This is a genomic window from Zhongshania marina, assembly GCF_002915595.1.
Taxonomy (GTDB): domain Bacteria; phylum Pseudomonadota; class Gammaproteobacteria; order Pseudomonadales; family Spongiibacteraceae; genus Spongiibacter; species Spongiibacter marinus_B.
Genome location: NZ_PQGG01000019.1, coordinates 40,918 through 55,750, shown reverse-complemented (window position 1 = coordinate 55,750; position 14,833 = coordinate 40,918). Strand labels below are relative to the sequence as shown.

The 14,833-nt window shown below is 49.2% G+C and carries 14 protein-coding genes; 8 read left to right on the top strand and 6 right to left on the bottom strand.

Annotated elements, in window-relative coordinates:
* Window positions 1-39: 39 nt before the first annotated feature.
* A complete protein-coding gene (locus C0068_RS08005) occupies window positions 40-1,935 on the top strand; it encodes an ATP-binding cassette domain-containing protein (protein ID WP_103683969.1) in 1,896 nt (631 codons plus the stop codon).
* Window positions 1,936-1,939: 4 nt separating this feature from the next.
* On the opposite strand, the gene C0068_RS08000 is transcribed toward C0068_RS08005, so the two are convergent.
* Entirely contained in the window at window positions 1,940-2,380 is a 441-nt protein-coding gene (locus C0068_RS08000; RefSeq protein ID WP_103683968.1) for a universal stress protein, read from the bottom strand.
* Between the two features lie 85 nt (window positions 2,381-2,465).
* Between C0068_RS08000 and C0068_RS07995 the strand changes: the two genes are divergently transcribed.
* The 5 genes from C0068_RS07995 (at window position 2,466) to C0068_RS07975 (ending at window position 6,833) form a co-directional block, all read left to right on the top strand.
* Complete coding sequence (locus C0068_RS07995; RefSeq protein WP_103683967.1) at window positions 2,466-2,963, top strand: hypothetical protein; 498 nt, start codon at window positions 2,466-2,468, stop codon at window positions 2,961-2,963.
* Window positions 2,956-3,204 (top strand): DUF1653 domain-containing protein, encoded by a 249-nt coding sequence (locus tag C0068_RS07990; protein WP_103683966.1) that lies wholly within the window; start codon window positions 2,956-2,958, stop codon window positions 3,202-3,204. Before C0068_RS07995 ends, C0068_RS07990 begins: the two co-directional genes overlap by 8 nt.
* Before the next feature lie 116 nt (window positions 3,205-3,320).
* Window positions 3,321-5,981, top strand: coding sequence for a type I DNA topoisomerase (topA, locus tag C0068_RS07985; RefSeq protein ID WP_103683965.1), 2,661 nt, complete (start codon window positions 3,321-3,323; stop codon window positions 5,979-5,981).
* 37 nt (window positions 5,982-6,018) lie between these two features.
* Window positions 6,019-6,489: a DUF6586 family protein gene (locus C0068_RS07980; protein WP_103683964.1), complete on the top strand. Its 471-nt coding sequence runs from the start codon at window positions 6,019-6,021 to the stop codon at window positions 6,487-6,489.
* An 86-nt stretch (window positions 6,490-6,575) separates the two neighbouring features.
* Window positions 6,576-6,833, top strand: coding sequence for a hypothetical protein (locus C0068_RS07975; RefSeq protein WP_103683963.1), 258 nt, complete (start codon window positions 6,576-6,578; stop codon window positions 6,831-6,833).
* Between the two features lie 15 nt (window positions 6,834-6,848).
* Here the strand turns inward: C0068_RS07975 and C0068_RS07970 are convergent, their stop codons facing one another.
* The 3 genes from C0068_RS07970 to C0068_RS07960 form a co-directional block, all read right to left on the bottom strand.
* Window positions 6,849-7,265: a hypothetical protein gene (locus C0068_RS07970; RefSeq protein WP_123182434.1), complete on the bottom strand. Its 417-nt coding sequence runs from the start codon at window positions 7,263-7,265 to the stop codon at window positions 6,849-6,851.
* Window positions 7,266-7,270: 5 nt separating this feature from the next.
* Complete coding sequence (gene lexA, locus C0068_RS07965; RefSeq protein ID WP_103683961.1) at window positions 7,271-7,873, bottom strand: transcriptional repressor LexA; 603 nt, start codon at window positions 7,871-7,873, stop codon at window positions 7,271-7,273.
* Between the two features lie 194 nt (window positions 7,874-8,067).
* Complete coding sequence (locus tag C0068_RS07960) at window positions 8,068-8,385, bottom strand: DUF6763 family protein (RefSeq protein ID WP_233208771.1); 318 nt, start codon at window positions 8,383-8,385, stop codon at window positions 8,068-8,070.
* Between the two features lie 255 nt (window positions 8,386-8,640).
* On the opposite strand from C0068_RS07960, the gene C0068_RS07955 reads away from it, so the two are divergent.
* Complete coding sequence (locus C0068_RS07955) at window positions 8,641-9,750, top strand: mechanosensitive ion channel family protein (protein ID WP_103683960.1); 1,110 nt, start codon at window positions 8,641-8,643, stop codon at window positions 9,748-9,750.
* A gap of 4 nt (window positions 9,751-9,754) precedes the next feature.
* On the top strand, window positions 9,755-10,498 hold the full coding sequence (locus tag C0068_RS07950) for an S-methyl-5'-thioinosine phosphorylase (protein ID WP_103683959.1): 744 nt from the start codon (window positions 9,755-9,757) through the stop codon (window positions 10,496-10,498).
* Here C0068_RS07950 and C0068_RS07945 read toward each other — a convergent pair.
* Both C0068_RS07945 and mfd read right to left on the bottom strand, forming a co-directional pair.
* Window positions 10,492-11,307 carry a CsiV family protein gene (locus tag C0068_RS07945; RefSeq protein ID WP_158249939.1) on the bottom strand — a complete coding sequence of 272 codons (816 nt, stop codon included), beginning with the start codon at window positions 11,305-11,307 and terminating at the stop codon, window positions 10,492-10,494. The genes C0068_RS07950 and C0068_RS07945 overlap by 7 nt on opposite strands.
* A gap of 62 nt (window positions 11,308-11,369) precedes the next feature.
* Window positions 11,370-14,816, bottom strand: a complete 3,447-nt coding sequence (mfd, locus tag C0068_RS07940) for a transcription-repair coupling factor (RefSeq protein WP_103683957.1) — start codon at window positions 14,814-14,816, stop codon at window positions 11,370-11,372.
* Window positions 14,817-14,833: the final 17 nt, after the last annotated feature.

Here is a 14,833-nt window from a genome sequence, read left to right as displayed (position 1 = left end):
ATAACCAGCCTAAGCTTGGTTACATACTGGATCAAATATATGCCTTTGTTACGTGCCACACAATTACAGCACAGTATTGGACAACAAATTGTGTTGGATAACGCAGAATTGCAATTAGAAGCTGGCGATCGCGTTTGCTTATTGGGTCGTAATGGCTGTGGTAAGTCAACATTGCTGCGCATTGTCGATGGAAATACCACGGTAGATTCCGGCGAGATTTGGCGCCAGCCAGGTGTAAAAATCGCGCGAATGGAGCAAACCTTAGATTTCGCCTCTCCAGAAGAAACGATTTACGACGTCGTCGCCGACGGTTTGGCGGGCTTAGGTAAAATTCTGCGCCGATACAATGAATTGATTCACGGTGAGATGGGTAACAAAGAGCTTAGTGAACTTGAAAAGCTCCAGCGGGAAATAGAAGTTAATGACGGTTGGCTCTTCCAGCAAAGAATAGAAAATATTTTGTCTAGGCTTGAGCTAGATGCTGACGCGACGGTGTGCAGCCTATCAGGTGGTTGGCGCCGTCGAGTTGCCTTGGCGCGGGCATTGGTTTGTGAGCCTGATATTTTATTGTTGGATGAGCCCACCAACCATTTGGATTTGGACGGCATTCTTTGGTTAGAACAATGTGTGATGTCGTTTCAGGGCTGTGTGCTTTTTGTTACCCATGACCGCGCTTTAATCGAAAAACTCGCTACGCGTATTATTGAATTAGATCGCGGAATTCTCACCAATTACGATACAAATTATGTTCGCTATTTGGAACTGCGGGAGCATGCTTTAGAAGTCGAAGCGGAGCAAAACGCACTTTTCGACAAGCGTTTAGCGCAAGAAGAGGTGTGGATTCGCCAAGGTATTAAAGCCCGTAGAACGCGTAACGAAGGTCGCGTTCGAGCTTTAGAAAAAATGCGGAATGAACGCTCTCAGCGCCGCGTCATCACCGGCTCTGCCAGTCTCAGTGTTAATCAGGGCGACAAAACCGGCAAAGTCGTTGCGGAGCTCACAGACGTTACATTTGAAGTCCCTGGCAAGATGTTGGTAGACAATCTTTCACTATTAATTTGTCGCGGTGACAAATTAGCGCTTATTGGCCCTAATGGCGCGGGTAAAACAACTCTGCTGCGTCTGATCCTTGGAGAGCTAGCGCCTCAGAGTGGCACAGTTAAAGCTGGCACCAAACTTCAAGTTGCGTATTTTGATCAGCTGCGCGATCGTTTAGACGAAGATAAACGCGTTGTTGATATTGTGGGGCAGGGGCGCGACGCCGTCACGATCAATGGTAAAGACCGGCATATTATGAGCTACCTCGGTGATTTCTTATTTACTCCCGAGCGTGCCCGCAGTCATTTTGGCGTCTTGTCTGGCGGTGAGCGGGCGCGGGTGCAGCTCGCGTGTTTGTTTAGTCAGCCCGCGAATGTGCTGGTAATGGATGAGCCGACCAACGATTTAGATATGGAAACCCTCGAATTGCTCGAGAGTTTATTGGTTGAATTTAGTGGCACGGTACTGCTGGTAAGCCATGACCGTTCCTTTGTTGACAGCGTTGCCAGTAGTTGTCTGCTATTTGAAGGCAATGGCCAGATTAGTGAGCATGTTGGCGGTTACACAGAAGTGTCGAATTACATGGCGCGTCGAGCCAGCCAGCAAAAGAGCGTGTTACAAAGTAAGGACAGCGTAAAGGTGGAAGTCGCAGTAGCAGACGTAAAGCCGGCGCCGAAAGTCCGCAAATTGAGTTACAAGGATCAGCGAGAGCTGGACGCGCTGCCGGAGAAGATTGAAAACTTAGAAGCTAAAATTGCTGAGCTGGGTGAAGTTACTGGCGATCCTGCTTTTTACCAGCAAGATGCCGACAAAGTCACCCAGGTTCTCGAGCAGCTCAGTAATGCCCAGCTAGAGCTAGACGCATGTATGGAGCGCTGGATGGAGTTGGCAGAGTAAGGCGCTATTTGTCCTGTCCAACCCGTACTGCGAGCACGTCACAACTTGCACCGTGTAGCACGCCGTTTGCGGTTGATCCTAGCAATAGGGCCAGCCCCTTGCGGCCGTGGCTGCCAACGATGATGAGGTCCGCGGCGAGGTTTTCACTGAGTTCATGAACTTGGGCGTCTGGCCGGCCGCTTAGCAGGTGACAGCGCTCAGCGGCGACATTGGCGCGCTGCGCGTATTGGTGAAGAGATTCTTCCGCTTGACTCTGCAATTGTTCTTGCACGCTTGAAAAATCCATGGGGATATCACCGCCATAAGCTAAATTTAATGGCTCGACCACGTGGACTAAATGCAATTCGGCATTGTCACTGGCAGCCATTGCTACGGCGCGTTCTAACACGGCTTCGGCTTCGTCAGATAGGTCAATCGCCGCAAGGATACGCTGGTAATTCGGCATAGCTTTCTCCTTTTGTGTTCGCAATCTACCCGAGTATTAAGGTATAAAGCCTGCCATCTGTCCAGTGAACTCAAAGGAGCGACGTGTGGGTTGGCTAATTGCAGTAGTCGTAATCGGGTTTATGCTGGCACCAGTAATTTGGATATTGCCCTCGCGGCGCCAGTCGCAGCAGGCCGAAATACGCGCCTTTGCGCGCACGATGGGGCTGTCAGTAAAAGTCGTGGCGATGCCTAAAACGCGGCGTGCAAAGATTCGCCGCGAAGATGATGTGTTCGGGGTCTGCTATACACGCTTTTTACATAATAAAAAGCCGCTAGCAAGCTGGAAATACTGGTTGATAGAGGTGCCGGATGGTGACGATGACATTGAGTCGCTTGATCCGGCTATGCTTGAATTGATTGAAGCGCAGCGGCAGTTGTTGCCCAAAGATGCAAGCATGCTTGAATTGACACCACTTGGTCTCAATATCTATTGGCGTGAAAGTCATGCAAGCGACGAGATTGTGAAAAATATTGCACAGTGCTTCGACAATATTATTGCGGCGGCGGGGCTCGAAAACGGGGTGAGTAAATCAGATGGCTGATGAAACGAACAAAAGTGTGGTGCCAGGGCGCTATCGCCATTACAAGGGCGGTGAATATTACGTTTACGAGCTTGGTACTCACAGCGAGACCGAAGAATTACTTGTTGCTTATCGACCGCTTTACGGCGAGTCTGCACTTTGGCTTAGGCCCCTCGCAATGTTTTTGGAAGCTGTTGAATTTGAAGGAAAAGTTCAGCCTCGCTTTAAGTTAATTAGCCCTGCAGACGGGTCGAGTTTGTAGTGTTAGGGTTGGGGTGGGGATATTACTTCGCCCTTGACCCTGAGGAAATGAACACTTATATATGTCGCCTCTCGCCGCTAAGGCGTCACATTATTACGTACTTGTAGAAGGATAATATGGGCAAATCTTTAGTTATTGTGGAATCGCCAGCCAAGGCGAAGACCATTAACAAATATCTGGGTAACGAATACATCGTTAAATCCAGTATTGGCCATATCCGTGATTTGCCGACCAGTGGCAGTAGTAAGGCCAGCCCTGTTGATGCCAAGCAGCGCGCTAAAGCTGCGGCGCTAACTCGTAAAATGTCGCCAGAAGAAAAGGAAATTCATAAGAAAACCAAGGCCCGTGAGCAATTGATTGGCCGCATGGGGATAGATCCGGAAAATGACTGGAAGGCGCATTATGAAATTCTTCCCGGCAAAGAAAAGGTTGTTAATGAATTAAAAAAATTGGCAGAAAATGCTGACACCATCTATCTCGCAACGGATTTGGACCGCGAGGGAGAAGCTATTGCATGGCATTTGCGTGAATCCATCGGCGGTGACGATAGCCGTTATAAGCGGGTGGTGTTTAACGAAATCACTAAGAAGGCAATTCAAGCGGCCTTTGAAAAACCCACCGAGCTCGATATCGACCGTGTTAATGCTCAGCAGGCGCGGCGTTTTTTAGATCGCGTGGTGGGCTATATGGTCTCGCCTTTATTGTGGGCGAAAATTGCGCGGGGCTTGTCTGCGGGTCGTGTGCAGTCGGTTGCAGTGCGGCTTATCGTAGATCGCGAAAAAGAAATACGCGCATTTATACCCGATGAATATTGGCAAATTCATACCGATAATGCCTCTGCGTCTGGGCAATTACGGCTGGAGCTAAAAAAACAAGCGGGTGAAAACTTCCGCCCTGATAATGAAACCGACGCAATGGCGGCGTCGGCGGCCTTGAAACAGGCTGAGTTTAAAGTCAGCGCCCGTGAAGACAAGCCCACCAAGAGTCACCCCGGTGCACCGTACATCACATCAACGCTTCAGCAGGCTGCTAGTACACGGCTAGGCTTTGGGGTGAAAAAAACCATGATGATGGCTCAGCGCCTGTATGAGGCCGGCTACATCACCTATATGCGTACCGACTCAACAAATTTGAGCGCAGATGCAGTTGCGGCATGCCGTGACTATATTTCGTCTAATTTCGCCAAAGCGTATTTGCCAGAGGCGCCGCGCTCATATTCAAGCAAGGAAGGCGCTCAGGAGGCGCATGAAGCGATTCGCCCCTCAGATGTCAATGTTGAGCCTAGTCAATTGGCCGGCATGGAGCGTGATGCAGAGCGCCTGTATACCTTAATTTGGCGTCAGTTTGTGGCCTGCCAAATGGCCTCTGCTGATTTTACTAGCACCTCGATTACTGTGACGGCGGGTGAGTTTGAACTGCGTACTCGTGGTCGCGTTGTGCGTTTCGACGGCTTTATGAAGGTACAGCCGCCGAGCATTAGTAAAAAAGAAGATGATCAAGAGCTGCCAGATGTGAAAGTTGGCGAGAACTTGGAGCTGTTAAAAGTCGATCCGACTCAGCATTTCACCAAACCGTCACCGCGCTATTCTGAAGCGGCGTTGGTAAAAGAATTAGAAAAGCGTGGTATTGGACGTCCCTCTACCTATGCTTCGATTATCTCAACGATTCAAGATCGCGGTTATGTAAAAGTAGAAAATCGACGCTTTTACGCGGAAAAAATGGGCGATATTGTTACCGATCGTTTGGTTGAAAGTTTTAGCAATCTTTTGGATTACAGCTTTACCGCAAGGATGGAAGAGTTACTCGACGCAGTTGCTTCGGGGGATAAAAACTGGAAGCAGTTGTTAAACGAATTCTATGTGGATTTTCGTAAAACATTAGAGCTGGCGGAAGCGAGCGATGATGGTATGCGCCAGAACGCACCGACGGGGACTGATATACCTTGCCCTAATTGCGGCAGAGATATGCAGATCAGAACCGCGAGTACCGGTGTGTTTTTGGGCTGCTCTGGTTATGCATTACCGCCAAAAGAGCGCTGCAAACAGACAATAAATTTGGTGTCTGGTGATGATTTTGTCAGCATCGACAATGATGATGACGAAGCTGAATCCAAGCTGCTACGCAGTAAAAAACGCTGCAAATTGTGCAATACCGCAATGGATAGCTATGTTATCGATGCATCGCGCAAGCTCCACATCTGCGGCAATAATCCTGATTGTTCCGGTCATGAGATTGAAGAGGGCAGTTTTAAAGTTAAGGGTTATGAGGGGCCGCTGATTGAATGCGATAAGTGCGGCGCAGATATGCAGTTAAAAACTGGCCGTTTCGGTAAGTACTTCGGTTGTACGAGTGAAGATTGTAAAAACACGCGCAAGCTCTTGCGCAGCGGAGAGGCGGCGCCGCCGAAGATGGACCCCGTGCCGATGCCGGAGTTGAAGTGTGAGAAAGTAGACGATCACTATATTTTACGAGACGGCGCGTCGGGCCTATTCCTAGCGGCAAGCGGATTTCCGCGCAACCGTGAAACACGGGCGCCACTGGTTAAAGAGATACTGCCGCATCGCAAGGAAGTTGACGAAAAATACGCATTTTTATTTGATGCGCCGGTGAAAGATAAAGAGGGCCGCGATAGCGTTATTCGCTATAGCCGCAAGACCAAAGAGCAGTATGTTCAAACTGAAGTTGATGGCAAACCTTCTGGCTGGGCGGCATTTTACGAAAACGGTAAGTGGGTGGTGCGCGAAAAAGCAGCGAAAAAGCCTAAAGCGTCAAAGTAATCAAAACGATGTAGCAGCCTAAGGTGCTGGAGTGATTATGAAAGAGAGCTTTCGCGGGCAGTGCAATTTACATATTTATTTTGCTGAGCAGTATCTTAAACAGCTCGGGTCGGCGGACTCGGAGGAGTGGGGTGGGCATTTTCACCGGGCTACCTCCGAGTCGCTGACTTTGCAGCTTTTGCTAGCTTACCAGTGCCATTTGGCTGATGTGCTAGAGCAGCAGCCCAAATTCGGGATAAGTGCGCCACAGGGACAGTTTAATGCGCGCTCATTTGTTGAAGTGGATTTACCGCCCGAAATAGTTGAGCTGGCAGATCGGGAGCTACACTCGCCGTGGCTCAGCTCATTAGTTAATTATTCCTTTTTGCAAACTGCCGCTGCCTCTCCCGCAGGTGTCATTGCCAGCGATGCCGGCAGCACTCGTCGCGCTAGCGTGGATTATGCTGACTGCCTTGCCGAATTAAAGTCCTTGATTGCTCGTCATCGAGCAACGTTGATGGAATATTGAAGTCGTTGGCGCGAGGCTAGGCGGGTTTGCTACAATAGATTTACCAGACACGCCGTGTTGGCCTTAGTTATATCAAGGATATTTTAGTGTTGTCATATTTAGAACTCGTCGAGCTTGCGAACGGCGATATAGTCTTGCAGCGATCAGAAGGTGATGAAAATCCGCTGGTGACGATCAAATTTTCGAAAGAAACCCGTGAGCATATTGCTGGCTCAGCTTTAGATGTTGCGCGGGCAATGGTACAGGCGGGTATTGAAGCTGCCGCGATGCCGGTAGAGGAAGACAGCTTTGACGATGATATTGATGATGACGATCTTGAGCCTGACGCCAAAATCGTCCACTAAAAGCGTTTAATAGCGCTAAGGCTGCATAAAAATAACAAGGCACTCTGCTGAACCAGCAAGCGCTGCAAGCTCTAAGGCTTCTCGTTCATCGTCTCTGAGAGGTCTTTCTAGTAATACCGCAACAGTATGGCTTTTGCCGCGTTCAAGAGCTCTTATCGCAATTTCACTTAAGTCTCGCTTGGTGTTTGACACAACCTGTAATATTTTACGGTCGTGCTGGTGCGATTCAGCGTTTAATAACGGTTTTAAAGGCCTGTCTGCGACCCAGCAAAGCCAGCGCTGATCGGCATTGCTACTGAGTTCGATCATCATGGCGGCAAGCATGGGGCGAGATAAATGCGCGTCGCTACGCATAGTAATCTCGGTGACAGTCCCGCGGTTTAAAGACGGTGCTGGGCTGTAATGTAAGGGCATTTGTTCTAGACAAGACATAATATTTAGCTCCCGCGCCGTAAAACACCAACACTTAAACCTTCAATCGCAAATTCTTGCTCTCTTAGGTCCACTTCAATGGGTGCGTAATCTGGGTTTTCAGCAAGTAAAGAAATATGGAATTTACTTTTTTGCTGCTGAAAACGTTTTACTGTGACTTCATCACCGATTCTTGCAACGACGATTTGCCCGTTGCGTACCGCAGTTGTGCGATGTACCGCTAGTAAGTCGTCGTCGAAAATCCCAGCATTTATCATGCTGTCGCCCTTAACTCTGAGGAAATAGTCAGCGCTGGGAGAAAAAATTGCGGCGGGCATATCGCAGTAATCTTCTATATGCGCTTCAGCGAGAATAGGGCTACCGGCGGCGACGCGGCCAATAATGGGGATGCCAAGAGATTCGGGTAAGCGAATGCCGCGAGATGCACCGGCAATGATTTCGATAGCGCCTTTTCTTGCCAGCGCTTTCAGGTGCTCTTCTGCAGCATTGGGAGACTTAAAGCCAAGCTCTCTGGCGATGTCTGCCCTGGTTGGTGGATACCCAGTTTCACCGATATGATCTTTGATCAATTGCAGGACTTCACTTTGTCTAGCGGTCAGCTTTTCCATAATTTTGGCATCTGGTTACTTATACAGTAACTGTTATTATATACAGTACGATGTGAATCGCAATAGCCTAATTGAATATTGGAAATGAGAGCGTTCAGAAACAAAAAAACCTGCGCTAGCAGGTTAGGAGAAATAGCTGGCTGTGCGCTGCAGAGCAGGGTGTGCGCTTGCTGTAGCGGCGGTTTGCACAGGGCTTAATACTCGTCGATGATCCCATTTATAATGTCTGACTCAATTTCCGAAAGTGGATTCCAGCTTTCGGGAACCATTGTGTCGTCTAGGAATCGATAGTCGTCGTCGCTTAATTCAAAGGCGTTTCGCCAATCTTCAGGTTCTTCGATCATCTCTAAGCTAAGCTGATCCCAACTGTCCATATCGTATTGACAGAGTTCGCCGTCTATTAGCTGAGCTTCTACAGAGTCGCTGTCGTCATCTACTGCAACTACTTCGAATAATTGGCCAGACTCGATGTCTTTGTACCAATAACCAATTTGGGGTCTTATTGCTGCCATGATTTCCGCCTCGGTTGATCTACGCTTCCCAAACTAACACTTAAGAAACCGCTGTCTAGTAGGTATTTTTCGCAGTGCTGAGAGATCCGAGCTGGGGTTTTACGTCGCTCTTTAATACAATTAGCTTTATATTCAGCTGCATAGACAATTTTATTGATCTTACTTAGCAGTTTTACTTTGGTTTTTTATGGTGCATTTATCTAAGCGCGCAGGGTTTAGAAATGAAATTGTATAGAAATAAGTTGAGGGGCCCCGATGCTTAAGCAGTGGTGGACAGATTTTCAACCTGCGGAATATCCGTGGTTAGGTGATGTTTTTGTATTGGTGCTCATTTTACTCGGCTTGAATTTAGTGCTTGGTAGGCTGATTGCGCATTTGGGCAAAAAGTTTGAGAAAACCCATAATTTGTGGGACGACGCCTTGCTGGAGGCTGCCCGCCGCCCCGCATTGCTGATGATTTGGGCTGTTGGTGGCAGTCATGTCTTAGAGGTGATTGCTCAGTCCAGCGAGGCAGAGGTATTTTCAGCCTTAGATTCACTGCGAGCAGTGGGCGTGGTGCTGATTTTGGCTTGGTTTTTGGTGTCTTTGGTGAGGCAGGTAGAGCTGCGCCTATTGTCGGATGAATACAGCGTAAAAGATGAGCCCATAGACCAGACCACCGTCATGGCGCTGGGTAAGTTGGTACGTTCAGCCATTATTATTGTGTCGGCATTGATGGTTTTGCAAAACCTTGGTTACAGTATTTCTGGGGTGTTGGCCTTTGGCGGTATTGGCGGTATTGCGGTTGGTTTTGCCGCCAAGGATTTATTAGCCAATTTTTTTGGTGGCTTGATGGTGTATTTAGATCGGCCATTTTCGGTAGGCGATTGGGTGCGCTCGCCGGATAAAAATATAGAGGGAACGGTTGAAAATATCGGTTGGCGGCAAACGCGGATACGGACGTTTGATCAGCGGCCACTCTATGTACCTAATGCGACCTTTTCGCAGATTTCAGTCGAAAACCCTTCGCGGATGTTGAATCGTCGAATTTATGAAACGATTGGTGTGCGCTATGAAGATGCGGCAGTTCTCCCCGATATTATTCGCCAAGTGCGGGCAATGTTAGAGGATCACACTGATATTGATTTAGGGAAGACGCTGATTGTTAACTTTAATCAGTACAATGCTTCGTCCTTGGATTTCTTTGTGTACACCTTTACCAAGACTACAAACTGGGTTGAATACCACGCTATTAAGCAGGATGTGTTGCTGAAAATCCTCGACATTATTCATGGCTTGGGCGCGGATGTCGCGTTCCCGACAACCACGGTGAAGCTCGATCCAATTTCTATCGAGACAGCGCAAGAGCGCAAAACGGAGCAGTAAGTAAATGAGTAAAACCATAGCAGTGATTGGTGGTACCGGTTTGTGTGATTGGCCTGGCGCAGAAGTGCTTGATGAGACAGCTGTCGAGACGCCGTATGGCGCGCCTAGTGCACTTTTACAGCGAATTCGTTACGAGGGTGCAGAGTTTTTGTTTTTGGCGCGGCATGGTAAGGGCCATCAAATTCCGCCGCACGCGATTAACTATCGCGCAAATATCGACGCATTAAAAAGAGCGGGCGTTGATGCACTGGTGGCGGTGAACGCCGTTGGGGGGATAAGTGAGCGGTTTGTGACGGGGGTTATCGCCATTCCCAATCAAATCAATGATTACACTTGGGGGCGTGAACATACCTTTTTTGATGGCAGCAACGGTAAAGTCGAGCATATTGATTTTAGTTATCCCTATAGCCAAGATTTACGCTCGCGGCTCGCGAATGCAGCGGTAGATGCCGATATCGCATTTGAGGATTATGGCGTGTATGCCGTAACGCAGGGGCCGAGATTAGAAACGGCGTCAGAAATAAGCCGCTTGGCACGTGATGGCAATGACATTGTAGGCATGACTGCAATGCCCGAAGCGAGTTTGGCTCGCGAAGCGGGCATTGAATATGCGTCTATCGCGCTGGTGGTAAATCCCGGGGCCGGTCTGAGTGATAATATTATCACTATGGAAGATATTCAGACCGTGATTGATACTGGCATGCTGCAGGTGAAATCTATTTTAGCGCATTGTATCGCGGCTTATTGAGCCGCGTTTTCTGCACTTGCTTCTGTGACGCCAGTGCCTTCTTTTATTTTACTTATTTTGATGATCACGCCGAATCTAGGGTGATCAATGAAGTGTAATTCGTCACTACGCATCCGTCGCTGTTGTTTCATCACGACTATTTGATCAATCGGGTAGTCGCCGCGACTCTCTGCCTCGGCTTTTGCTTGGACAGCTTGCGGCGTATAGCCTGGATTTTGTTTTAAAAATTCCGCGTACTCTGGGCTGTCGCTAGCTGGGCTGGGTAGTTCTTCCGGTTCGTCAAAGCTTAATGGCTGGCGTGGGAGATAGTAATTACCGCCACGACTCCCAAAGCTGCTCAACCATAAATTGGTATCTACGTGTAGATAGCGCTCTACAGCCACGCGAATATAGCCTTCCAGCTCGTAATGGTTGCCGTATTGCTTTCCGCCTTGAATTAAAATGGCAGGCGATCTTTTACGCGATGTTAAATCTTGCTGCCAGCTTGCTTGAAGCAGGGGTTTATAGCGCGACGACAGGCGCAGAGATTTAAGGGTTTGCTCAAATTCTGGGTCCATGTAGTCAACTTTTTGCAGCGTGGTGCCGCTATTGTAAATACGTGTCCAGTTGCGGGGGTAACGGAGGTGGAGGTTATCTGGCCAGTCTTCTTCGTAACGGCTGGACTGATCATTATTAGCGAATACGACGAGATCGATGTGAAAACGATTGTCGTTTTGGCTTAGCGCAAAACTACTAAAAGTTAGCAGTAAAAACGCAAGTAAGCCGGTGATTGGGCGACAGTAAGAATGTCGTCGATTCGCTGTGTTCATATCGCAATGTCTCTTTGTTTTCATGTCACAGGGTGACTGTCTATATGCTAATGCAAACTATCTCAGTTCTGGGGAGCGGGCGCCAGTTTTGCCAATAAAGATTCAATAAATTCAAAACGCTGCAAGGGCTCTTCCATCGGCTGCTTAAATTTTAGCGCGGTAGCCCCGTCGAGTTGGTAGGTGGCTGGGGCTGATTGCACTAGCTGCACTAAATTTAAAGGATTCACTTGGGTATCTTCGGCAAATTCAATGCGGCCAGAGATGGCCGAGGCCTCAATTTTGCTCAGACCTAACTTCAGTGCTTGCAGACGTAATTCGCCGCAGCGGAATAAGTTTTTTACTTGATTGGGGAGTAGGCCAAAGCGGTCTATCATTTCTATTTGCAGTTCGCGCAATGCGTCGCTGTCGGCGGCACCGGCAATACGTTTATAGAGCATCAGGCGGCTTTGCACATCGGGCAAATAGTCGTCGGGAATCAGCGCTGGTAGGCGCAGATTGATTTCAATATGGTCGTCGTCGCTGCGCTCAAGATTGATTTTCTTGCCGGCTTTAATGGCTTGAACAGCTCGGTCTAGCATGTCCATATAAAGTGTAAAACCGATGGTATGTATCTGCCCGCTTTGGCCTTCACCTAGCAGCTCGCCTGCGCCGCGAATCTCCATGTCTTGAGTGGCCAGGGTGAAGCCTGCGCCGAGGTCGTCAGCCTCGCTAATGGCGTTTAGACGCTTTTCTGCATCGCCGGTTAATTGTTTAGCCGGCGGCGTTAGCAGGTAGGCATAGGCTTGGTGGTGGGAGCGACCGACTCGGCCTCGTAATTGGTGGAGCTGCGCTAAGCCAAATTTGTCGGCGCGATCAATAATAATGGTGTTGGCATTGGGCACGTCGATCCCAGTTTCAATAATCGTTGAGCACACCAATACATTGTGGCGTTTATGGTAAAAATCGCTCATTACTTGTTCGAGTTCACGCTCGCGCATTTGGCCGTGTCCAATACCGATGCGCAGCTCGGGGATCATTTCTTGTAAATCCCGCGCAGTTTTTTCAATGGTTTTTACTTCATTGTGTAAATAGTAAACCTGACCGCCGCGCAAAATTTCGCGAAGTATCGACTCCTTTATCAAGGCGGGGTCAGATTCCCGAACAAAGGTTTTTACCGATAATCTCCGTGCAGGAGGGGTGGCGATAATCGATAGGTCGCGAATACCCGCCATTGACATATTTAAGGTGCGCGGAATTGGGGTGGCGGTGAGGGTGAGCACATCGACTTCGGCGCGAATATTTTTGAGGGCTTCTTTTTGCCTTACGCCAAAGCGATGTTCTTCGTCGATGATCACCAAGCCGAGATTTTTATAAACAATCTCATTGCCGAGCAGCTTATGAGTGCCGATTAAAATATCGACTTTTCCTGCTTCTAAATCTGCGACAACCGATTTTTGTTCTGCAGCGCTGCGAAAGCGTGACAGCACTTCTATGTTTACTGGCAACTCGGCAAAGCGATCGCGGAAGGATTCAAAGTGTTGCTGGGCGAGCAGAGTTGTGGGTACTAATATGGCGACTTGTGTGTTGTTTTGAACGGCGACAAAAGCGGCTCTTACTGCTACTTCGGTTTTACCAAAGCCAACGTCGCCACACACTAAGCGATCCATTGGCTTGATGGATTTTAAATCAGCAATAACGGCTTCGATCGCGGTTTGTTGGTCAGGGGTTTCCTCAAAGGGAAAGGCGTTGGCAAACTCGTAATAGTCTTCGTCACTTAACTCAAAGGAGCGACCTTGGCGGGCTTCGCGGCGGGCGTAAATGTCAAGCAGTTCGGCGGCGACATCGCGGATTTTTTCAGCGGCCTTGCGCTTTGCCTTGTTCCATTGGTCGGTGCCCAAGCGATGTAGTGGCGCAAGCTCATCATCGGCGCCGCTATAGCGACTAATCAGCTGGAGTGAGGTGACTGGAACATATAATTTGGCGCCATCGGCATACTCAAGGCTTAGAAACTCATTGGCTTGATTGTCGATGTTTAGGGTTTGTAGGCCAAGGTAGCGGCCGACGCCGTGATCCGCGTGGACTACCGGCGCGCCAACCCTGAGTTCGGCCAGATTTTTAACCACGTTTTCTGCGGTATTGGTGGCTTTTTTACGTCGTCTGCTTTGTGAAACCCGCTTACCAAATAATTGGGATTCGGCAATTAGAGCGAAGGGGTGGGGTGCGTTCGCTGAAATACCTTCGTCGAGCGGTGCGACGGTAATATTAATGGGATCGGCGCCGGTGGTGAACTCGTGCCAGTCGGCGACGGGTTTGGCCTTGAGTTTGTGTCGCCCTAATAGGTCGATAAGGGCTTCGCGGCGGCCAGCAGATTCCGCACAAAAAAGTACGCGGCGGCCACGGCAATAAATTCTCAATGCCGCAATGGGGTCGTCTTGCTTGCTGTCTACGGTTAATGCAGGGGAGTTAGCAATAGTAAAATTATAGCCAGCAGCCCCCTCTGGTAGTGGTGACTCCGCAATTGTGACCCGTGGGTAATCTTTTAGGCGCGCAAAAATTTCCGGAACTGGCTGAAATACCGTTGCCGGTGGAAGCACGGGTCTGCGGATGTCGCCAATACGCTGCTCATAGCGTTGCTGAATATCATGCCAGTAATGCTCCGCTGCTCCCTCTATGCCCGCATTGGTAAGCAGCCAGCTATTGCTGGGGAGGTAATCGAACAAGGTGCCGGTCTTTTCAAAGAACAGCGGTAAATAGTATTCAATACCCGCTGGTGCGATGCCGTCGCTAACATCTTGGTAAATCGGACATTTACGGTGATCGACATTAAAGCTTTCATGCCAATGGCGGCGGAAGAGGGCAATGCCGTCTTCATCAATGGGGAGCTCTTTACCTGGCAAGAGTCGGATTTGCTTCACCGAGTCTATGCCGCGCTGGGTTTCGGGGTCGAAGCTGCGCAGACTGTCAATTTCTTCATCGAGTAGGTCGATACGGTAAGGTAGCTCGCTTCCCATGGGGAAAATATCAATAATCGCGCCACGGCTGGCGTATTCACCATGTTGGTATACGGTGTCGACGTGTCGGTAGCCACTTTTTTCTAACTGCTGACGAAAGGTGTCTATGTCGAGGGTTTGGCCGATATCGAGTAATAGGCTGTGCTTGCTGACATAGTCTGGCGGGGCAATGCGATGCATTAATGTGCTAATTGGTGCGACTAAAATGCCGCGACGCATGGTCGTTAGCTCACTTAAAGTTCGCAGGCGTTCAGAAATAATGTCTTCATGTGGTGAAAAGTTATCGTAGGGTAAAGTTTCCCAGTCGGGGAGCAAGCGAACCGGTAGACCGTCGGCAAAGAAGCGAAGACTTTGCTCCAGTTGGTAGGCCGAGGCGGTGTCTGCAGTCAGTAGTAAAACGGGCGCATCCAGCGAATTTGCTAGCTTTGCGGCCAGTAAGCCGCGACTGGCAGCGGGAATGCCGCCCCAGTGAAGGGCGCCGCCCTTGGGTGGTTTTACGATGGCGGGTAGTTCGATCACAGTCTAGATTCTGCTTC

What these genes read in the sequence shown, in the direction of transcription:
- C0068_RS07970 (WP_123182434.1), bottom strand. Translation starts at nt 7,265, where the DNA reads ATGTCTTGTCTAGAACAAATGCCCTTACATTACAGCCCAGCACCGTCT.
- topA (WP_103683965.1), top strand. Translation starts at nt 3,321, where the DNA reads ATGGGCAAATCTTTAGTTATTGTGGAATCGCCAGCCAAGGCGAAGACC.
- C0068_RS08005 (WP_103683969.1), top strand. Translation starts at nt 40, where the DNA reads ATGCCTTTGTTACGTGCCACACAATTACAGCACAGTATTGGACAACAA.
- C0068_RS07990 (WP_103683966.1), top strand. Translation starts at nt 2,956, where the DNA reads ATGGCTGATGAAACGAACAAAAGTGTGGTGCCAGGGCGCTATCGCCAT.
- lexA (WP_103683961.1), bottom strand. Translation starts at nt 7,873, where the DNA reads ATGGAAAAGCTGACCGCTAGACAAAGTGAAGTCCTGCAATTGATCAAA.
- C0068_RS07960 (WP_233208771.1), bottom strand. Translation starts at nt 8,385, where the DNA reads ATGGCAGCAATAAGACCCCAAATTGGTTATTGGTACAAAGACATCGAG.
- C0068_RS08000 (WP_103683968.1), bottom strand. Translation starts at nt 2,380, where the DNA reads ATGCCGAATTACCAGCGTATCCTTGCGGCGATTGACCTATCTGACGAA.
- C0068_RS07955 (WP_103683960.1), top strand. Translation starts at nt 8,641, where the DNA reads ATGCTTAAGCAGTGGTGGACAGATTTTCAACCTGCGGAATATCCGTGG.
- C0068_RS07950 (WP_103683959.1), top strand. Translation starts at nt 9,755, where the DNA reads ATGAGTAAAACCATAGCAGTGATTGGTGGTACCGGTTTGTGTGATTGG.
- C0068_RS07945 (WP_158249939.1), bottom strand. Translation starts at nt 11,307, where the DNA reads ATGAACACAGCGAATCGACGACATTCTTACTGTCGCCCAATCACCGGC.
- C0068_RS07980 (WP_103683964.1), top strand. Translation starts at nt 6,019, where the DNA reads ATGAAAGAGAGCTTTCGCGGGCAGTGCAATTTACATATTTATTTTGCT.